Here is a 19,469-nt window from a genome sequence, read left to right as displayed (position 1 = left end):
GCGGTGCGCTCAGCCGTTGCGATGCAGCAGCATCGTCGCGCGGTCGAGCTCGCCCTTGACGACCATCGGCATCACCGCGAGCGCACGTTCGATCGACGCGTCGATCACGTCCTGCTCTTCGCGGCGCGGCGGCTTCAGCACGAAATTCGCGACGTCCGGCTTCGCGCCGGCGCGCGCGCTTTCGGGGATCAGGTCGCGCGGATGGCCGATGCCGATCCGCAGCCGCCAGTACTGCTGCGACGACAGGTGCGCGGAAATGTCCTTGAGGCCGTTGTGGCCGCCGCTGCCGCCGCCGCGCTTCAGCTTGACGGTGCCGGGCGGCAGGTCGAGCTCGTCGTGCGCGACGAGGATCTGGTCGGGCAGGATCTTGAAGAATTGCGCGAGCGCGACGACCGACTGGCCGGAGCGGTTCATGTACGTCTGCGGTTCGAGCAGATGGACTTCCTCGCCGTGCAGGCGGGCCTTCGCGTAGAAGCCGTGGAAGCGGCGCTCGTCGCGCAGCGTGGCGCCCGCTTCGCGGGCCAGCTGGTCGATCAGCCAGAAGCCGGCGTTGTGGCGCGTCGCGGTGTATTCCGCCCCGGGATTGCCGAGGCCGACGATCAGTTTGATCATGACGTTTCGATAGCGGCGGCAAGCCGCCTGGGCGCAAAAAAGAAAAACCCGCCGGGCAAGCCGCGGCGGGTTGCGTCGACCGTTTCGAAAAACGGATCGAAAAGGCGCTTAGGCAGCCGGCGTTTCGCCTTCAGCCGCGTCCGACACGGCGCCGGCCGGCAGAGCTGCCGATGCGATGACCGGGTTTTCAGCGTCGACGTGGGCGACCAGCGCGACGCCCTTCGGCAGCGTGATGTCCTTCGCGTGCAGCGATTGGCCCGCTTCGATCTTCGACAGGTCGAGTTCGAGGAATTCCGGCAGGTCGGCCGGCAGGCATTCAACTTCGATTTCCGTCGCGACGTGCGAGATGATCGCGCTCGACAGCTTCACGGCCGGGCTGACTTCAGCGTTCAGGAAGTGCAGCGGCACCTTCGTGTGCAGCTTCTTCTTCGCGTCGACGCGCTGGAAGTCCACGTGCAGCACGAGTTGCTTGAACGGGTGGTACTGAACGTCACGCAGCAGGACTTGCTGCGATGCGCCGGCCACTTCGAGGTCGAGGATCGACGAGTGGAAGGCTTCCTTCTTCAGCGCGTGCCACAGGGCGTTGTGATCGAGTTCGATCATTTGCGGGGCTGCTTCGCCACCGTAGACGATACCCGTGGTCTTACCAGCGTTGCGCAGGCGGCGGCTCGCACCCGTACCTTGCTGTTGGCGCTCGAAAGCGACGACTTTCATGTGATTCTCCATGTGCTGCCCGCGACCAGGCAGTAAGACGGGCCGTCAAAACGGCGGCCCCTGATGAAACGGCCGGGGTTTCGTACGTCCCGGCCGATTGTGCAAAAAGCGAAGCGTTGCCGCTTCGCTTTCTGCGCATGCTTTGCTTGTCGGTATCCCGATCAGGATTCCGCGAACAGCGACATCACCGAATCGCCGCGGCGGATCCGCGAGAACGTCTCGGCCAGGAGGCTCGCGCTCGTCAGCGAGCGGATCTTCGAGCAGGCCAGCGATTCTGCGGACAGCGGGATCGTGTCGGTAACGACCAGCTCGTCGAGCGCCGATGCGGCGATGCGCTCGGCGGCGCCACCCGACAGCACCGGGTGCGTCGCATACGCGAACACCTGCTTCGCGCCGCGATCCTTCAGCACTTGCGCGGCCTTGCAGAGCGTGCCGGCGGTGTCGACCATGTCGTCCATGATCACGCAGGTGCGGCCTTCGACTTCACCGATGATGTTCATCACTTCGGCGACGTTCGCCTTCGGGCGACGCTTGTCGATGATCGCGAGGTCGCAGTTGAGCTGCTTCGCGAGCGCACGGGCGCGGACCACGCCGCCGACGTCCGGCGACACGACGAGCAGATCCGAGTAGTTCTGCTTGCGCAGGTCACCCAGCAGGATCGGCGTTGCGTAGATGTTGTCGACCGGAATGTCGAAGAAGCCCTGAATCTGGTCGGCGTGCAGATCCATCGTGATGATCCGCTCGACGCCGGCGATTTCCAGCATGTTCGCGACGATCTTCGCCGAGATTGCGACGCGCGCCGAACGCGGGCGGCGATCCTGGCGGGCGTAGCCGAAGTAGGGGATGGCTGCGGTGATCCGGCCGGCGGATGCGCGCTTGAGCGCATCGACCATGATCATCAGTTCCATCAGGTTGTCGTTGGTCGGTGCGCACGTGGATTGCAGGACAAAGACGTCCTTGCCGCGCACGTTTTCCTGGATCTCGACCTGGATTTCGCCGTCGGAGAAACGGCTGACCATTGCCTTGCCGAGGGGAATACCAAGGATATTGACGACTTCCTGAGCAAGCGCGGGATTCGCGTTGCCAGTAAAAACCATCAGGCCGTCATGGCTGCTCATCATGCACCTGCTTCGGGCTTGGGCGGGAAAATGCGGGAAAATTTTTGGCAGGGGAGGAAGGACTCGAACCCTCGCATGCCGGAATCAAAATCCGGTGCCTTGACCAACTTGGCGACTCCCCTACACTCAACTGAAACTTCACCGGACTTGTAGGTCATCCGATAAAGCAAAACTTCATGACGCGAAAGCGAAGAGCGGATGCTCGTTCAAGCTCTCGGCAACTGCGCCGTTCCAACCGGCGGGCAGCTTGGCTTTCACCGCTTCTGCCTCGCGCTTGCTATGAAACACTGCAAACACGCTTGCTCCGGAGCCGGTCATTCTCGCGGGGGCCTCATTATACAACCATTTAGCCACCTGCGCAACTTCCGCGTACTTACTTGTCACAACTTGCTGCATGTCATTCCGGCCGAAACTGTCTGGCCATCCTGCATCACTGCTTTGCAGTGCAAGAAAGTCCGTAATTGTGACTGGCTTTGAATCTCTTGTCAACAACTCATCTGAAAATATTTCAGCGGTCGGGACATGAACGCTTGGCGTCACAACCAGGAACCAGCGAGTCGGCAATTCTACCTCAGCTAATTCTTCTCCGATACCCTCTGCGAACGCATTTTTTCCAAAAATAAAAAACGGCACGTCCGCGCCGAGTTTCACTGCGAGCGATTGCAGTTCCGCGCGCGGCAGATTCAGCTGCCACAGACGATTCAGCGCGAGCAGCGTCGTCGCCGCGTCGGAGCTGCCGCCGCCGAGGCCCGCGCCCATCGGCAGGCGCTTGTCGATCTCGATGTCGACGCCGGCCGCCGCGCCGGTGTGCGCCTTCAGCAGGTTGGCGGCGCGCACGACGAGATCGCTTTCCTCGGGCACACCCGGCACGTCGGTTGCGCGTGCGACCTTGCCGTCGTCGCGCAGCGTGAAGTGCAGCGTGTCGCCCCAGTTCAGCAGCTGGAACACGCTCTGCAGGTCGTGATAGCCGTTCGGGCGGCGGCCGGTGATGTGCAGGAACAGGTTGAGTTTCGCGGGCGCAAGGCAATTGCGCAGCGAGCGGGTCGAGTCGGTCATGCTGGTGTCGTGTCAGGCTAGGCGCGCGTGCTCACTGGTCGAGCACGAGCTTGATGTCGAGCGGCGGCGTCGCGCGCACGAGGTTCACGCGCTTGACGCCGGTGGCCGGCGCATCCGCGTACGAGAGGTAATCGATCGTCCAGCCGTCCTGGCGGATCTGCTTGATGCGGGCGCCGTCTTCTTCGGCGTCGCGCACGGTCGCGGCCGGCGAGGCGGGCGCGGGCGTCGGCTGCAGCCAGTAGCGCAGCCCCGCGAGCGGCAGCGAGAAGCCGAGCGTGTTCTGCATCAGCAGGTCGACATCCGTTGCGAACTGCGGCTGGCGGTTCGGCAACTCGAGCGACGCCGTGCGCGGCGACGACTTCACGATCGCGAGCGTCTGGCCGAGCGGGCTGCGCAGCTCGAGCGACACGTCGTCGCCGTGCTCCTGCCAGTCGAAGTTGCCGTACACGTTCTGCGGCCTGCCGAGGCGGTCGTTGTACTGCACCGCGAAGCGGCCGTGATACGCGTGCGTCGCGGCGGTCTGCAGCACGCCGCCGGGCGCGCTCGCCGATGGCGGCGTGCTCGCGCAACCGGCGAGCGCAATCGCAGCGCCCGCCGCGGCGATGCCGCGCGCTGCACGTGAGGACAGGGAAAACATCCGGGCCATCCGCATCAGAGGCCGTTGATCTGGAGGCGCTTGAGCGTCTGCACGAGCGTGTCGTTGTCCGGTTCGAGCTTCTGCGCCGCGCGCCACGCGGTGCGCGCTTCTTCCTGCGCGCCGCTCTTCCACAGCACCTCGCCGAGATGCGCGCCGATTTCGGCGTTCGGCTGCAGGTCGTACGCGCGCCGCAGGACCGTCGTCGCGCCGGCGGAGTCGCCCATCCGGAATTTCACCCAGCCGAGGCTGTCCATGATGTACGCGTCGTTCGGCGCGAGCGCGACGGCCTTCTCGATCAGCTTGCTGGCTTCCGGCAGGCGCTGGTTGCGGTCGGCGAGCGAATAGCCGAGCGCGTTGTACGCCTGCGGGTTGTCGGGCTGCGTGCGGATCAGTTCGCGCAGCTGCTTTTCCATCGTCGTGTAGTGGCCGGTCTTCTCGGCCGCCATCGCGTAGTCGTAGCGCAGGTCCGGATCGTCCGGGAAATCGTCGACGGCTCGCGACAGGCGCGTCTCCGCTTCGCCGTAGCGCTTCGCGGTGAACAGGATCGAAGCGTCGGTGCGCGCGATCACGGCGGCGTCGCGCGGATCGTTGACCGGCAGGTTGTCGAGCACCTTGCGCGCTTCGTCGGTCTTGCCCTGTTTCTGCAGCAGCTGCGCGCGCGTGATCTGCGCGGGCAGGTAGTGCTGGCTCGTCTGGTCGACCTTGTCGAGCCATTGCGACGCGGCCGTGTCGTTGCCCTGGTCGATCGCGATCTGGGCGAGGTAGATGTAGCCCTGGCCGACGTCGGCGTTCGGCTGCTTCTCGCCGAGCTGCACGTACTGCTTCAGGTAGGACGTCGCGTCGTCGAGCTTCTTCTGCTGAATCTTGATCAGCGCGAGCGCCATCAGCGGCGTCGGATCCTTCGAGTCGAGCTTGCGCATCGTCTCGAACTGCTTCTGTGCGTCGTCGAGGCGTTCGTCCGCGAGATACAGCTGCGACAGCGCGAGCCGCGCGTCGCGCGACTTCGGATTCTGCTGAACATACTTCTCGAACGACGCGATGCCGGCCGCGCGCTCCGCGGGACCCATCTGCGACAGCATCAGCGCCGCGGGCAGGTAGTCCGGCCGGATCTGCAGCGCCTGCTTGAGCGATTGCGCGGCGCCGTCCTTGTCGTCGGTCGCGAGCTGCTGCCGGGCGAGCGCGAGTTGCGCCTCCGGGCGATTCATGTCGTTCTTCAGCATGTCCCGCAGCACCGCGAGGCCGCCGACACGATCGGCGCCGCGCGCGAGCAGCGCCTGCAGCGCGAGGATCGCGGGGCCGCGCGTGTCGCCGGTCGCGCGGGCAAGTTCGCGCGCGAGCATCGGCTGCGCGTCGGCCGGCTTGCCGGCGAGCACCAGCAGCGCGGCGTCGACCTGCGACGCGCGGTTCGAATCCGGCGCGTACTGGCGCCACAGGTTCGCGGCGGACAGCGCATCGGCCGGGCTCTGCGCGGCGAGCGCGATTTCGGTCGCGCGCTGCGCCATGCGCGGATCGCGCGTGTCGCGCGCGAGTGCGAGATAGGTCTGGAAGGCCGGCGCGGGCTGGTTGCGCTGGAGCGCGACTTCCGCGGCGAGCACCTGGTAGACGATCTGGCTCGTCAGCGGCACGCTCGGGAGATTCTTTTTCTCGTCCGGCAAGACATGGTCGAACGCGCCCTGCGACTCGTCGTCATCCGGCGCGGGCATCTGCGCGTGGGCCGGAATGGCCGCGAAAGTCCATGCGGCGATCAGCGCGGCGCCAAGCACGCGGCGGACCGGGAAGGCGCGCAAGCCGCGCGCGTCGGCGGCGGGGCGCTTCTGAAGCAGCTTCAAGGGCAGGGTCATGGAAATCCGTTCGATGTTTCGGTCGATTGTAACGCGCTCGCTACAATACACGCACAATCACGACTACCAGCTTGAGATCCCCAGAACATGCCAGAGTTGCCAGAAGTCGAAGTGACCCGCCGGGGTATCGAACCCTTTGTCGCGGGTCGGCGCGTCGAGCGCGTCGACGTCCGTACCGCGATGCTGCGCTGGCCGGTGCCGGCCGGGCTCGCGGAGCAGTTGCGCGCGCGCGAGGTGCTCGGCGTCGAGCGGCGCGGCAAGTACCTGCTGTTCGAGGTCGACGCCGGCTGGTTCATCGTGCATCTCGGCATGACGGGCACGCTGCGCGTGCTGCCGACCGCCGGCGCGCCGCCCGCCGCCGCGAAGCACGACCACATCGACTGGATCTTCGACGAATTCGTGCTGCGCTACCGCGATCCGCGCCGCTTCGGCGCCGTGCTGTGGCATCCGCGCGAGGCGGGCGACGTGCACGCGCACCCGCTGCTCGCGAGCCTCGGCGTCGAACCGTTCTCGCCGGCCTTCACCGGCGCGCTGCTCCATGCGCGCACGCGCGGGCGCTCGGTGTCGGTGAAGCAGGCGCTGCTCGCGGGCGACATCGTCGTCGGCGTCGGCAACATCTATGCATCGGAGAGCCTGTTCCGCGCCGGCATCCGGCCGACCACCGCCGCCGGGAAGGTGTCGCTGCCGCGCTACGAGCGGCTGGCCGACGCCGTGCGCGCGACGCTCGCCGACGCGATCGAGCGCGGCGGCAGCACGTTGCGCGATTTCGTCGGCAGCAACGGCGAGAGCGGCTACTTCCAGCTCGATTGCTTCGTCTATGATCGCGCGGGCCACCCTTGCCGCGTGTGCGGCACGCCGATCCGGCAGATCGTGCAGGGCCAGCGGTCGACCTATTTCTGTCCGACGTGCCAGCGTTGAAACCTTTTGCCCCTTTCTTGTCATCTTGAAGCCGCCCCGTATTGCCCCCGCTCCGTTTCCCGTCACGCCGCTGCACCGCACGTTCGCCACGCGCCTGATCGCGTGGCAGCGCGCGCACGGACGCCATGACCTGCCGTGGCAGAACACGCGTGATCCGTATCGCATCTGGCTGTCGGAAATCATGCTGCAGCAGACCCAGGTGTCGACCGTCGTGCCGTACTACCTGCGCTTTCTCGACCGCTTTCCGGACGTCGCCGCGCTCGCCGCCGCGCCGGCCGACGACGTGATGGCGCTGTGGGCTGGCCTCGGCTACTACTCGCGTGCGCGCAACCTGCACCGCTGCGCGCAGGTGGTGGTCGCCGAGCACGGCGGTGCGTTCCCGGCGACGCCGGATGCGCTCGCCGAGCTTCCCGGCATCGGCCGCTCGACCGCCGCGGCGATCGCGTCGTTCGCGTTCGGCGCGCATGCGACGATTCTCGACGGCAACGTGAAGCGCGTGCTCGCGCGGGTGTTCGGCGTCGAAGGCTTCCCCGGCGAGAAGCGTGTCGAGAACGACATGTGGGCGCTGGCCGAATCGCTGCTGCCCGATGCCGCGAATGCAGCCGACGTGAGCGCATACACGCAAGGCCTGATGGATCTCGGCGCGACGCTGTGCGTGCGCGGCAAGCCGGATTGCGCGCGCTGCCCGTTCGCTGGCGATTGCGTGGCGCAGTCCACCGGCCGGCAGCGCGAATTGCCGGCGGCGCGTCCGAAGAAGAAGGTGCCGACGCGCAAGACCTGGATGCTCGTGCTGCGCGACGGCGACGCGGTGCTGCTCGAGCGGCGGCCGCCGGCGGGCATCTGGGGCGGGTTGTGGAGCCTGCCGGAGGCCGACGGCGACGCGGCGCTCGCCGACCGCGCGCGTGGTCTGGGCGGCGGCGGGCCGGTGCCGCTCGCGCCGCTGACGCACACGTTCACGCATTTCAAGCTCGAGATCGAGCCGCGGCTGAGCGAAATGGGCGACGGTGGCGACAGCGTCGTCGTCGCGCAGGATGCGCAAACCGCATGGGTGCCGCTGAGCCGACTCGACGCGTACGGCGTGCCCGCGCCGGTGCGCAAGCTGCTCGATGCGTTGAGCGGGCCGCTGCTGTAACTCGCGTGGAACGCGCGGCGGGCGGTCAGAGCCAGCCGTGCCGGTTCAGCACATGATGGACGGCGTCGATGCGCGCGCCGACGTCGGGAAACTCCATCAGCTTTTGCCGCGCGCGCAGATCGAGCGGCAGCAGTTCGGCGAGACGGTTCGATACCCAGCTCGGATCGTCGAGCCGGAACGGTTCGCAGAACGGCAGCTTGTCGGGCTCGTTCTTCTGCTTCAGCGCATCGATGATGCGCTCCAGCACCTCCGAGCACGCGCCGAACTGCGCGAGCGCCTGCTCGCCTTCGAGCGGAATGTCGTCGGGCAGCGGCTCGGCGATGCCGACGAGCAGCCCGTTTGCCTCGACGCGGTGCGACAGCAGCTCGAAGCGCTGCGTGCCGATCGCCTGCAGAAACAGCATCCCGAATTCGCCGGTGTCGCATTCGACGATGCGGGCCATGCAGCCGATCGTCTCCGGTACCGACACCGCACCTTCCTGCGCGACTTCCGGCCCGCTCTTCAGCAAGCAGACGCCGAACGGCGCGTTGTCGCGCAGACACGCTCGCGACATGTCGAGATAGCGCGCCTCGAACACCTTGAGCGGCAGCAGCCCTCCGGGAAACAGCACCGTATGCAGCGGAAACAGCGGCAGGTCGAGCAGGGTGGTGGAGAGAGAGGACATGGCGCGCTGATGAGGAGGCGGCGTCGCTAGGGTCTTGCGACCTCGGTCACGAGCCGCGACGACGCGCCGACATCCACCGGTGCGTCACGATGCCGCACGATCACGTTCGCCTCGGCCGCGAGGCGCGTGGCGAGCGTTTCCGCGATGAAGACCGAGCGATGCTGCCCGCCCGTGCAGCCGATGGCGACGGTCAGGTAGCTGCGATTGTCTTCGCGGAAGTGCGGCAGCCATTTGATGAGAAACGCATGGATGTCGTCGATCATCTGGTGGACGATCGGCAGTGCGTCGAGAAACGCGATGACCGGCTGGTCGAGCCCGGTGAGCGGGCGCAACTCGTGGTCGTAGTACGGATTCGGCAGTGCGCGCACGTCGAACATCAGGTCCGCGTCGAGCGGCACGCCGCGCTTGAAGCCGAACGATTCGAACATCAGCATCAGGTCGTCGTTCTTCTGCTCGATGAACCGCTTGACCCAACTGCGCAGCACGTTCGCGCGCAGGTTGCTGGTGTCGATCTGATGGCCGAATTCGGCGAGCGGCGCGACCAGGTCGCGCTCGCGCTCGATCGCCTCTTCGAGTGACGACAGCAGGCCGACGTCGGCGTCGTGCGACGGCGAGCCGGACAGCGGATGGCGGCGGCGCGTCTCGGAGAAGCGCTGGATCAGCGCCTGGGTGCTCGCGTTCAGGAACAGCACGCGCACATCGTGCTCGCGCGACAGCGCGCGGATCAGGCCGGGCATTTCGTCGAGCGACGCGCTTGAACGCGCGTCGATCGCGACCGCGAGCCGCAGCTGGCCTTCCTCGGCCAGGTAGCGGGCCAGCTCGGGCAGCACGTGCGGCGGCAGGTTGTCGACGCAGTAGTAGCCCGCGTCCTCCAGCGCGTTCAGCGCGACGGACTTGCCGGAGCCGGAAATGCCGGTGATGAGAACTATGCGCATGGGAAGCAGAAAATCCTGACGTTTCATCATAGCACCGGCACGACGCGCCCGCGCCGCGCGCCTGCACCGGTGCAGGTTACACGAGCTTGCCGGGGAACTGGCTATCGGGATCTTGCATCGCAAGTCGTTGCCGATCCATGAAATCGCGCAGCGTGTCGATGCCGCGCAACTGCAGGATCGTGTTGCGGACCGCCGCCTCGACCAGCACCGCAAGGTTGCGGCCGGCCGCGACCTGGATCGTGACCTTGCTGATCGGCAGGCCGAGCACGTCGACCGTCTGGCTTTCGAGCGGCAGGCGCTGGAACTCGCCGTCGGGGCGCCGCACCAGCTGCACGATCAGCTTCAGCTTCATTTTCCGCCGCACGGCGGTCTCGCCGAAGATCGTCTTGATGTCGAGCAGGCCGAGGCCGCGCACTTCGAGCAAGTTCTGCAGCAGCGGCGGGCAGCGCCCTTCGACGAAATCGGGGCCGAGACGCACGAAATCGACCGCGTCGTCGGCGACGAGGCCGTGGCCGCGGCTGATCAGCTCGAGGCCGAGTTCGCTCTTGCCGAGGCCCGAGTCGCCCGTCAGCAGCACGCCCATCCCGAGGATGTCGAGGAACACGCCGTGCAGCGTGGCGCGCGGCGCGAGGATGCGCGACATGTAGAGGCGCAGGCTGTCGATCACCGCGGCGGCGGACATCGGCGTCGTGAACAGCGGCGTCGACGAGCGCGTGCAGCGCAGCACCAGTTCGGGCGGGGCCGCGGCGCCGCCGGCGACGACGAGGAACGGCGGCTCGAGGGCGATCAGCTCGGCCATGTGGCGCGAGCGGTCTTCGTCGGTCTGCCGCTGGTAGTAGTCGATCTCGGCTTCGCCGAGCACCTGGATCCGGTTCGGGTGGATCAGGTTCAGGTGGCCGACGAGGTCGGCGCTCGACGTCGCATTGGCGACGGTATCCGCGGAAAAGCCGCGTTCCCAGCCTTCATGCCCCGTCAGCCAGCTCAGCTTCAGCGTGGCGGCGTTGTCGTCGAAGATGCTCTGGGCGTTGATGCTGGACGTATCCATGAGTCCGTCACTCCAATGAGCCGGTGCGCGCGCGTGGCGGCGACGCTCGTCGCCACGCCGGGCCGGCGCCGGGCGGCCCGGGATGGCGGCGCGTGCCGCCTCGTTCGGGAAAATATACCGCCCGGATCAACTCAAGGTTGCCACTGAGTGAGCAGGCTATGCAACTCGGCGCGATCCGTTTCATTGTGCAGACGCTCGCGCGCATCGCGGTCGGACAGCAGCTGCGCGATTTCCGACAGGATCTCGAGGTGCTGCTGGGTGGCTTGCTCGGGAACGAGCAGGAAGATCAGGAGCGCAACGGGCTGGCCGTCGGGCGCTTCGAACGGAATCGGCTCGGCAAGCCGCACGAACGCGGCGAGCGGATGCTTGAGGCCCTTGATGCGCCCGTGCGGAATCGCGACGCCTTCGCCGAGCCCGGTCGAACCGAGGCGCTCGCGTGCGAACAGGTTGTCCGTGACGGTGCTGCGGGCGATGCCGTTCTGATTCTCGAAGATCAGCCCGGCTTGTTCGAAGACGCGTTTCTTGCTGGTGACGGAGAGGTCGATGACGACGTTCTCTAGGGGCAGGATTTTGGCTAGGCGATTCATGTTGGCAGGCGATAGGGCGGCCTGGGGTCTCCTCGCGGCGGCAGACTGATTTTCCATGTTTGGCAATATCAAGGCGTTAGGCGATGGAGACCTGCAAGGCACGGCGACCGTACCCAACGCCCCCCGGCAATAACCGAAGCATTATAGAACACGGGCGGGAGCGTGGCGCGGATGCGGGCGGCGCTGCGCCGTGACACAAAAAAAACCGCCCGGCGAACCGGGCGGCGTGGCGATGCGGCTATGGCAGGTTACTGCGGCGGCAGTTCGATCTGTTCGAATTGCTCGACCGCCGGCTGAAGCTTGATCGGATCATGCGCATGCGTTTGCAGGCGCTCCATGTGCTTCACGACCTGGCGGTCCAGCTTGTCGATCAGCAGGTCGATTGCTGCGTACAGGTTGCCGTTTGCGCTTTCGACGAAGATGTCCTTGCCCTTCAGATGCAGATTGATTTCCGCGCGTTGCTGCTTGTCCTTTTCCTTGTGATTGTCGACCGAGAGGATCACAGTGCCATCGATCACCTGATCGCTATGCCGTAGCACCCGGTCCAGCTTGGTGATCACGTATTCGCGAATTGCAGGCGTGACTTCGAGATGATGTCCACTGATCTTCAGGTTCATAGTGCTTCTCCAAGCGAGTGACCACGCGGCCGCATCGAGGCGGCGCTCCGGTCGACATGCCCGTGCCGCACGGTGCGGCAGTTGGCGGACAGGTCGCCCGGCCTGTTCCCCGTATGCGCGGTGGCCGGAACACGCCTGCCGCCGGGCAGGCAGCAGGCTTAAAGAGACTTGCGCAGATTCACTGCCGGGATCTTGAGGGCTTCGCGATATTTCGCAACCGTGCGGCGCGCGACCACGAAGCCTTGTTCTGCCAGCAGTTCGGCAATTCGGCTGTCCGAAAGAGGCGATTTTGGGTCTTCGGCTCCTATCAGTTGCTTGATCAGGGCACGGATGGCGGTCGACGATGCGGCGCCACCGGTGTCGGTCGAGACGTGAGATCCGAAGAAGTACTTAAATTCAAGCGTCCCGAACGGGGTCAGCATGTACTTCCCGGTTGTCACACGGCTGACAGTCGACTCGTGTAGGCCCAGCGTATCAGCTATTTCCCGCAAAACCAAGGGGCGCATGGCGATTTCGCCGTGCGCAAAGAAATTCTTCTGACGTTCGACAATAGCCTGTGCAACACGCAGGATCGTGTCGAACCGCTGCTGGATATTTTTGATCAGCCAGCGCGCTTCCTGCAGTTGCTGCTTGAGCGAACCCGCGGACGGATCGCCGCGGCTGTTGCGCAGGATGTTCGCGTAGAGGTTGTTGATCCGCAGGCGCGGCATGACCTCGGGATTCAGCTCAGCCTGCCAGCCCTGGCCGACCTTCTTCACGATGATGTCGGGCACGACGTAGTCCGCTTCGGCCTTGCCGTACGCGGCGCCGGGGAACGGCTCCAGCGAGCGGATCAGCGCGTGCGCGTCGCGCAGCGCGTCGTCGCTCGCCTTCAGGTGCTTGCGCAAGCGCGTGAAGTCGCGCGCGGCGAGCAGTTCGAGATACTGCGACACGATCTCGAGCGCGAGCGTGCGCGTCGGGGACGGATCGAGCCGCAGCAGTTGCAGCTTCAGGCACTCGGACGCCGAGCGGGCCCCGACCCCGGCCGGGTCGAAGCTGTGCAGCAGCGCGAGCGCGGCGTTCAGTTCGTCGCAGTCGACTTCGAGTTCGGGCGGCAGGTCGGCGAGCACCTCGTCGAGCGTTGCGGTCAGGTAGCCGTCGTCGTCGAGCGATTCGATCAGGAACATCACGAGCGCGCGGTCGCGCGGCCCGGCCTGCGTGACCCGCAACTGCGCGGACAGGTGGTCGCGCAGCGACGTCGCCGCCTCCTGGACCTGCAGCGGCGGCAGGTCGTCGTCGTCCGACGCGCCGCTCGCGCGGCCGAATTCGTCGAGGTTCCACTGCGGGCCGTCGCTGTCGCCGGCGGCGTAGCCGTCGTAGTCGTCCGTGGCGGCCGGCTCGTCGCGTTCGGTGCGCTCGCCGGTCTGGCCAGCGCCGTTCGTGGCCGCCATCGGCTCGGGGTTCGACGCGGGCGGCGTCTGCGCGATCAGCGAACCGTCCGCTGCAACGCGCAGCGGGCTCGCGATCCATTCGTCGTCGCTCTCGAGCAGCGGATTCTGGGCGACCGCCATCGCCACTTCCTGTTGCAGTTCGAGCGTCGACAACTGCAGGAGCCGGATCGACTGCTGCAGTTGCGGCGTCAGCGCCAAGTGTTGCGACAGGCGGAGTTGAAGGCTGGCTTTCATGGCAGGGAGGGAGTCATACCGGCAGTTTGCCACGACCCAGGCGCCTTGAGCCATCCGCGATTACGCGCGGCGCCCGTCCGGCCGCGAGCGGGCCGCAAACGGGACAGTGAAACGGGGCGCGGCCCCGCGCGGCGTGACCGGGCGGGGCGCGTCCTCGACGACGGGTTACATGCGGAAGTGTTCGCCGAGATAGACGCGGCGCACGCTTTCGTTCTCGATGATTTCGCTCGGCGCGCCGGCGGCGAGCACGGAGCCGTCGCTGATGATGTACGCGTGGTCGCAGATGCCGAGCGTTTCGCGGACGTTGTGGTCCGTGATCAGCACGCCGATGTTGCGCTGCTTCAGGAACTTGACGATCTTCTGAATCTCGAGCACCGCGATCGGGTCGACGCCCGCGAACGGCTCGTCGAGCAGGATGAAGCTCGGGTTGGTCGCGAGCGCGCGCGCGATCTCGACGCGGCGACGTTCGCCGCCGGACAGCGACAGCGCCGGATTCTCGCGCAGGTGGCTGATCTGCAGCTCGTCGAGCAGCGCCTCGGTGCGTGACGCGATCGCGTCCTTCGACAGGCGCTTGCCGCCGTCGTCGTGCTGCAACTCGAGCACCGCGCGGATGTTTTCCTCGACGGTCAGCTTGCGGAACACCGACGCTTCCTGCGGCAGGTACGACAGCCCCAGCGACGCGCGCTTGTGGATCGGCAGCAGGCTGATCGAGCTGCCGTTCAGCGAGATTTCGCCCGCGTCGAGCGGCACGAGCCCGACGATCATGTAGAACGACGTGGTCTTGCCGGCGCCGTTCGGGCCGAGCAGGCCGACGACTTCGCCGCTCTTCACGTCGAGCGACACGTCCTTGACCACCGTGCGCGAGCCGTAGCGCTTCTTCAGGTTGCGGACGACGAGCGAGCTGCTGGTGCCGGCCGGCTGGCGGTTCGGTAGCGCGTTCATTGGCCCGGCGCCCCCTGGATCGTGGTCGACGGCGCCAGCTTGGCCGGCGCCCCGTTCAGCGGGGCGGGGCCGCCGTTGCGCGGCGACAGCATCGCGCGCACGCGGCCGTTCGGGTTGCCCGGCGCCGCGACGTCCTTGCCGCCGCGCGCGGTGTAGAAGTCGCGCTGGCCGTCGTAGGTGATCACGCTGCCGTGCACGGTGTCGGCGATCGTCGACGTGCCCTGCAGGCGGCGCACGGTCGCGGTGGTCGTGAGGGTCGTCAGGTCCTGCTTGCCGTCGTAGTCGATGCGTTCCGAGTCGCCGTCGATGTATTCGTCGAGCCCTTCGCGCTTCTGGCGGAACGACGCGTGCTTCTTGCCGCTGCCGTACGAGGTCGCGTACTGATAGCCTTCCGGATCCTGGCGCACCTCGACGCGATCACCCTTGATGATGATCGTGCCCTTCGTGATCACGACGTTGCCGGTCGCGATGGTGACCTGCTTAAGGTCGTCGTAGGTCAGGTTGTCCGCTTCGACGTTGATCGGCTTGCCCTGATCGGCCTTTTCGGCATGGGCGAGCGGCGCCAGCCCGGCCAGCGGGAGCGCCACGAGCGTCGCGGCGAGCGCGACGCGGGCGGCGCGCCGGGCGCCGCCGTAAATCTGACACGGGAACGATTCGTTCATGCAGTCACGCGTGGGATGAGTTACTTGGGTTGACCTTTCGAGCCGCCGGACGCGTCCGACGCGGCGATCGTGCCGCGCACGTTGCCGTAAAGCTCGATGACCCGGGTGACGTTGTTGTACTTCATGCCGTCGGTCGCGTTGACGAGCGACAGGCCGCGCTGAAGTTTAACCGGCTTTTCGGTCTGGATCACATCGTCATTGACGAAGATCCGGAAATGCTGGGAATCCGCCTGCATCTGCGGATCGCCGCCGCCCGCCGCGCGCAGGATGCGCGCGTCGTCGTACAGGTCGACGATCGACACGTCGCCGTTGACGGTGCCGCGCTTCGCGGTGGTCGTCACGATCGGCTTGCCGGGCTGGAACGCGCGCATCGCCGGGGTGGTCAGGTCGCTCGACTCGGTGTCCTCGTAGTGGATCAGCTTCGCCGCGGTCAGCCGGTACTGGGTCGCGCCGGACTGGTCGAGCTCGGTCACCGAGAAGTTGTCCGCGAAATAATCGGGCGTGTGCTGCTTCTGCTGCGCGGCGCCGACGCCGGGCGGCGGCAGCGTCGCCTGCAGCAGCCACCAGGTGATGCCCGCGAGCGCCGCGACCGCGGCGAGCGGCAGCAGCTGGGTCCAGCGGAAGTGAGGATTCATCCGTCAGGCCCCGCAGGCTTGCGCGAGCAGCGCGTCGTAGCGGCGCTGCGCACGCAGGATCGCGTCGCAGACCTCGCGCACCGCGCCCTGGCCGCCGCGGGCCTCGGCGACCCAGTGCGCGCGGGCGATCACCTCGGGGTGCGCGTTCGCCGGCGCGGCCGCGAAGCCGCTGCGCAGCATCACCGGCAGGTCGGGCCAGTCGTCGCCCATGTAGCCGCATGCGTCCGGCGCGATGCCGAGCGACGCGGTCAGCTCGCCGAACACGGCGAGCTTGTTCTCGACGCCCTGGAACAGGTGCGCGATCTTCATTTCCTTCGCGCGCGCGGCGACGATGTCGGACTTGCGGCCCGTGATGATCGCGGTCGCGATGCCGGCCTCGCCGAGCAGCTTCACGCCGTGCCCGTCGAGCGAATTGAATGACTTCATCGCGTCGCCGGCGGCCGTGAACAGCAGGCCGCCGTCGGTCAGCACGCCGTCGACGTCGAAAATCATCAGCTTCACACGGCTCGCGCGCTCGGCTGCGGTCAGCGCAGCGGTCATCAGATCACCTTCTTCGAGAACAGGTCGTGCATGTTCAGCGCGCCGAGCAGCGCGCCGCCGGCATCGACCACCAGCATCTGGTTGATCCGGTGGCGCTCCATCAGTTCCACCGCCTCGACCGCCAGGTGATCCGGCCCGATCGTGCGCGGCTGGCGCGTCATCACGTCGACGATCGGCAGCCGGCGGAAGTCGCCGTCGCGTTCGAGCACGCGGCGCAGGTCGCCGTCCGTGAAGATCCCGGCGACCTTGCCGTCGGCGTCGACCACGGCCGTCATCCCCAGCCGCTTCGCGGTGATCTGGAACAGCGCGTCGGACAGCGTCGCGTCGAGCCCGACGGACGGAATCTCGTCGCCGGTGCGCATCACGTCGCGCACGTAGGTGAGCAGGCGCCGGCCGAGCGCGCCGCCCGGGTGCGAGCGCGCGAAATCCTCGGAGCCGAAGCCGCGCGCGTCGAGCACCGCGACCGCGAGCGCGTCGCCGAGCGCGAGCGCGGCGGTGGTGCTCGCCGTGGGCGCGAGGTTGAGCGGGCACGCTTCCTTCGCGACCGCGGCGTTCAGGTTGACGTCGGCGAGCTGGCCGAGGCTGGATTCGGCGCGGCCCGTGATCGCGATCAGCTTCGCGCCGATCCGCTTCACGAGCGGCAGGATTGCGACGAGTTCTTCCGACTCGCCGGAGTACGAGATGCCGATGAACACGTCGTCGGCCGTGACCATCCCGAGGTCGCCGTGGCTGGCCTCGGCCGGATGGACGAAGAACGCGGGCGTGCCGGTGCTGGCCAGCGTGGCCGCGATCTTGCGGGCGATGTGCCCCGATTTGCCGATTCCGGAGACCACCACGCGGCCGCCGCAGCCGAGCAGCAGCGCGACGGCCTTGACGAAGTCGCCGTCGAGCTGGTCGCTCAGCGCGCGCACGGCGTCCGCCTCGATGTCGAGCACGTCGCGGGCGAGCGCGAGCGCCCGATCATCATTGATTTTCGCTATCATGCGCGGAGTATAGCAAAGGCGTTTGTTCGCCGCGCCGGCCGTTCGGACTCGTCCGATGTCGCCTGTCTCCCGCCACCATGCCGCGCCTGCTTTGCCGTGGCCCCGACGACCGAGGACGCTTCGCCCGTGATTTCCCCGCTCGAAATGACGCTCCTGCTGCTGCTGGCTTCGGTGGTGGGCGTCGTCGTATTCCGTTCGCTGAACCTGCCGCCGATGCTCGGCTACCTGACCGTCGGCATCCTGGTCGGCCCGCACGCGTTCGGCGTCGCGGCGGACCTCGAGCGGGCCGAGCATCTCGCGGAATTCGGCGTGGTGTTCCTGATGTTCTCGATCGGCCTCGAGTTCTCGCTCGCGAAGCTGCGGGCGATGCAGAGGCTCGTGTTCGGCCTCGGGTTGCTGCAGGTGGTCGCGACGCTCGTGCTCGCGCTCGTGCTCGGCGCGCTGTTCGAGCGCTGGATGCATATCACGTGGCAGGGCTGCATCGCGCTCGGCGGCGCGCTCGCGATGTCGTCGACCGCGATCGTGTCGAAGATGCTCGCCGAGCGCCTCGAGATCGAGACCGAGCACGGCCGCAACATCTTCGGCGTGCTGCTGTTCCAGGATCTCGCGGTCGTGCCGCTGCTGATCGTGATCGCCGCGTTCGGCGCCGAGTCGTCGAAGGACCTGATGCTCACGCTCGGGTTCGCGGCCGTGAAGATCGTGATCGCGCTCGCGCTGCTGCTGATCGTCGGGCAGCGCTTCATGACCCGCTGGCTCAACGTCGTCGCGCGGCGCCGCTCGCAGGAGCTGTTCGTGCTGAACCTGCTGCTCGTCACGCTCGGCGCCGCGTTCTTCACCGACAAGTTCGGCCTGTCGCTCGCGCTCGGCGCGTTCATCGCGGGGATGCTGATTGCCGAGACGCCGTTCCGCCATCAGGTCGAGGAAGACATCAAGCCGTTCCGCGACGTGCTGCTCGGCCTGTTCTTCGTGACGACCGGGATGCTGCTCGATCCGCGCGTGATCTGGGAGCATCCGTTGCTCGTGTTCGGCTTCTTCGTCGGGCAGATCCTGTTCAAGGGCACGATGATCACGGGGCTCGCACGGCTGTTCGGCGCGACGCCGGGCGTCGCGATGCGCACCGGCATCGGCCTCGCGCAGGCCGGCGAATTCGGCTTCGTGCTGCTGAACCTGATCCTCGACCGGCACCTCGTCGATTCGACGCTGCTGCAGGCGATCCTCGCGTCGATGCTGCTGTCGATGCTCGCCGCGCCGTTCCTGATCCAGAACGCGGACCGGATCGTGATGCGGCTGTCGTCGACCGAATGGATGCAGCAGTCGCTGCAGATGACCCGGATCGCGACGCAAAGCCTCAAGCAGCGCGGCCACGTGATCATCTGCGGCTACGGCCGCGCGGGCCAGAACCTGGCGCGGATGTTGGAGCAGGAAGGGATTCCGTACGTCGCGCTCGACCTCGACCCCGATCGCGTGAGCGCGGCCGCGGCCGCGGGCGAATCGGTCGTGTTCGGCGACGCGGCGCGCCGCGAGTCGCTTCTCGCGGCCGGTATCCACCGCGCGGCGGCGGTCGCGATCACCTATGCGAACACGCCGTCGGCGCTGCGCGTGCTGCATCACGTGCACGAGCTCGAGCCGACGCTGCCGGCGATCGTGCGCACCGTCGACGACGCCGACCTGGAGAAGCTGCTCGCCGCCGGCGCGACCGAGGTGATTCCGGAAATCGTCGAGGGCAGCCTGATGCTCGCGTCGCATACGCTGGTGCTGGTCGGCGTGCCGATGCGCAAGGTCGTGCGGCGCGTCGAGGAGATGCGCGACGAGCGCTACAGCCTGCTGCGCGGCTACTTCCGCGGCGCCGACGACGCGGACGACGACGACCACGAGCAGGTGCGGCTACAATCGGTGCCGGTCGACGCGCGCGCGGACGCGGTCGGGCGCTCGCTGGATGAGCTCGGGCTGTTCGCGCTCGGGCTCGAGGTCACGGCGATCCGCCGGCACGGGATTCGCGGCGTCGAGCCGGATCCGCAGACCAAGCTGCGCGCGAGCGACATCGTCGTGCTGCGCGGGCTGCCCGAAGCGCTGGCGCTCGCGGAGGAGCGCCTGTCGCGCCATCGGCGCGAGCCGCCGGCCACCGCCGTGTGAGCGGCGATCCATAACCTGACCCGTATTTTCTGAA

At 67.1% G+C, this 19,469-nt stretch carries 20 protein-coding genes and 1 tRNA gene; 3 read left to right on the top strand and 18 right to left on the bottom strand.

The window, feature by feature from the left end; genetic code table 11:
• Positions 1-9: 9 nt before the first annotated feature.
• The 7 genes from pth to B7P44_RS15385 form a co-directional block, all read right to left on the bottom strand.
• Entirely contained in the window at positions 10-612 is a 603-nt protein-coding gene (gene pth / locus B7P44_RS15420) for an aminoacyl-tRNA hydrolase (protein ID WP_042586348.1), read from the bottom strand.
• A 108-nt stretch (positions 613-720) separates the two neighbouring features.
• Entirely contained in the window at positions 721-1,326 is a 606-nt protein-coding gene (locus B7P44_RS15410; protein ID WP_084906717.1) for a 50S ribosomal protein L25/general stress protein Ctc, read from the bottom strand.
• Positions 1,327-1,487: 161 nt separating this feature from the next.
• The gene (locus B7P44_RS15405; RefSeq protein ID WP_084906715.1) at positions 1,488-2,444 is read right to left on the bottom strand and encodes a ribose-phosphate pyrophosphokinase; all 957 of its coding nucleotides are present in this window, start codon (positions 2,442-2,444) and stop codon (positions 1,488-1,490) included.
• A 45-nt stretch (positions 2,445-2,489) separates the two neighbouring features.
• Positions 2,490-2,566, bottom strand: a tRNA-Gln gene (locus B7P44_RS15400).
• 52 nt (positions 2,567-2,618) lie between these two features.
• A complete protein-coding gene (gene ispE, locus B7P44_RS15395) occupies positions 2,619-3,500 on the bottom strand; it encodes a 4-(cytidine 5'-diphospho)-2-C-methyl-D-erythritol kinase (RefSeq protein ID WP_084905563.1) in 882 nt (293 codons plus the stop codon).
• 31 nt (positions 3,501-3,531) lie between these two features.
• Positions 3,532-4,152: a lipoprotein insertase outer membrane protein LolB gene (gene lolB, locus B7P44_RS15390; RefSeq protein ID WP_084905561.1), complete on the bottom strand. Its 621-nt coding sequence runs from the start codon at positions 4,150-4,152 to the stop codon at positions 3,532-3,534.
• Positions 4,152-5,978: a tetratricopeptide repeat protein gene (locus B7P44_RS15385; protein WP_084905558.1), complete on the bottom strand. Its 1,827-nt coding sequence runs from the start codon at positions 5,976-5,978 to the stop codon at positions 4,152-4,154. Before B7P44_RS15385 ends, lolB begins: the two co-directional genes overlap by 1 nt.
• A gap of 87 nt (positions 5,979-6,065) precedes the next feature.
• Between B7P44_RS15385 and mutM the strand changes: the two genes are divergently transcribed.
• Positions 6,066-6,896 carry a bifunctional DNA-formamidopyrimidine glycosylase/DNA-(apurinic or apyrimidinic site) lyase gene (gene mutM, locus B7P44_RS15380; protein ID WP_084905557.1) on the top strand — a complete coding sequence of 277 codons (831 nt, stop codon included), beginning with the start codon at positions 6,066-6,068 and terminating at the stop codon, positions 6,894-6,896.
• A gap of 25 nt (positions 6,897-6,921) precedes the next feature.
• Positions 6,922-8,028 (top strand): A/G-specific adenine glycosylase, encoded by a 1,107-nt coding sequence (gene mutY / locus B7P44_RS15375; RefSeq protein WP_084905555.1) that lies wholly within the window; start codon positions 6,922-6,924, stop codon positions 8,026-8,028.
• Positions 8,029-8,053: 25 nt separating this feature from the next.
• Here mutY and B7P44_RS15370 read toward each other — a convergent pair whose 3' ends face one another.
• From B7P44_RS15370 to kdsD, 11 genes are all read right to left on the bottom strand, one after another.
• Positions 8,054-8,692, bottom strand: a complete 639-nt coding sequence (locus B7P44_RS15370; RefSeq protein WP_084905553.1) for an LON peptidase substrate-binding domain-containing protein — start codon at positions 8,690-8,692, stop codon at positions 8,054-8,056.
• 26 nt (positions 8,693-8,718) lie between these two features.
• Complete coding sequence (rapZ, locus tag B7P44_RS15365; protein WP_084905551.1) at positions 8,719-9,627, bottom strand: RNase adapter RapZ; 909 nt, start codon at positions 9,625-9,627, stop codon at positions 8,719-8,721.
• 76 nt (positions 9,628-9,703) lie between these two features.
• The gene (gene hprK, locus B7P44_RS15360; protein ID WP_010090664.1) at positions 9,704-10,672 is read right to left on the bottom strand and encodes an HPr(Ser) kinase/phosphatase; all 969 of its coding nucleotides are present in this window, start codon (positions 10,670-10,672) and stop codon (positions 9,704-9,706) included.
• Between the two features lie 131 nt (positions 10,673-10,803).
• A complete protein-coding gene (locus B7P44_RS15355; RefSeq protein WP_084905549.1) occupies positions 10,804-11,316 on the bottom strand; it encodes a PTS sugar transporter subunit IIA in 513 nt (170 codons plus the stop codon).
• Positions 11,317-11,507: 191 nt separating this feature from the next.
• On the bottom strand, positions 11,508-11,876 hold the full coding sequence (gene hpf / locus B7P44_RS15350; protein WP_017334258.1) for a ribosome hibernation-promoting factor, HPF/YfiA family: 369 nt from the start codon (positions 11,874-11,876) through the stop codon (positions 11,508-11,510).
• Between the two features lie 158 nt (positions 11,877-12,034).
• Positions 12,035-13,540: an RNA polymerase factor sigma-54 gene (locus B7P44_RS15345; RefSeq protein ID WP_084905547.1), complete on the bottom strand. Its 1,506-nt coding sequence runs from the start codon at positions 13,538-13,540 to the stop codon at positions 12,035-12,037.
• 165 nt (positions 13,541-13,705) lie between these two features.
• On the bottom strand, positions 13,706-14,482 hold the full coding sequence (gene lptB, locus B7P44_RS15340) for an LPS export ABC transporter ATP-binding protein (protein ID WP_084905545.1): 777 nt from the start codon (positions 14,480-14,482) through the stop codon (positions 13,706-13,708).
• Positions 14,479-15,144 carry a lipopolysaccharide transport periplasmic protein LptA gene (gene lptA, locus B7P44_RS15335; protein WP_084905543.1) on the bottom strand — a complete coding sequence of 222 codons (666 nt, stop codon included), beginning with the start codon at positions 15,142-15,144 and terminating at the stop codon, positions 14,479-14,481. The genes lptB and lptA overlap by 4 nt, the downstream gene beginning before the upstream one ends.
• Before the next feature lie 20 nt (positions 15,145-15,164).
• Positions 15,165-15,779: an LPS export ABC transporter periplasmic protein LptC gene (gene lptC, locus B7P44_RS15330; protein ID WP_084905542.1), complete on the bottom strand. Its 615-nt coding sequence runs from the start codon at positions 15,777-15,779 to the stop codon at positions 15,165-15,167.
• Positions 15,780-15,782: 3 nt separating this feature from the next.
• The gene (locus B7P44_RS15325) at positions 15,783-16,319 is read right to left on the bottom strand and encodes a KdsC family phosphatase (protein WP_084905540.1); all 537 of its coding nucleotides are present in this window, start codon (positions 16,317-16,319) and stop codon (positions 15,783-15,785) included.
• Positions 16,319-17,302, bottom strand: a complete 984-nt coding sequence (gene kdsD / locus B7P44_RS15320) for an arabinose 5-phosphate isomerase KdsD (protein WP_084905538.1) — start codon at positions 17,300-17,302, stop codon at positions 16,319-16,321. The genes B7P44_RS15325 and kdsD overlap by 1 nt, the downstream gene beginning before the upstream one ends.
• Positions 17,303-17,428: 126 nt before the next feature.
• Between kdsD and B7P44_RS15315 the strand changes: the two genes are divergently transcribed.
• Positions 17,429-19,435: a monovalent cation:proton antiporter family protein gene (locus B7P44_RS15315; RefSeq protein WP_084906713.1), complete on the top strand. Its 2,007-nt coding sequence runs from the start codon at positions 17,429-17,431 to the stop codon at positions 19,433-19,435.
• Positions 19,436-19,469: the final 34 nt, after the last annotated feature.

The sequence above is a fragment of the Burkholderia ubonensis subsp. mesacidophila genome (assembly GCF_002097715.1).
GTDB classification, from domain to species: domain Bacteria; phylum Pseudomonadota; class Gammaproteobacteria; order Burkholderiales; family Burkholderiaceae; genus Burkholderia; species Burkholderia mesacidophila.
The sequence above is the reverse complement of the archived record's forward strand: the minus strand, read 5'-3'. Positions and strand labels throughout refer to the sequence as shown.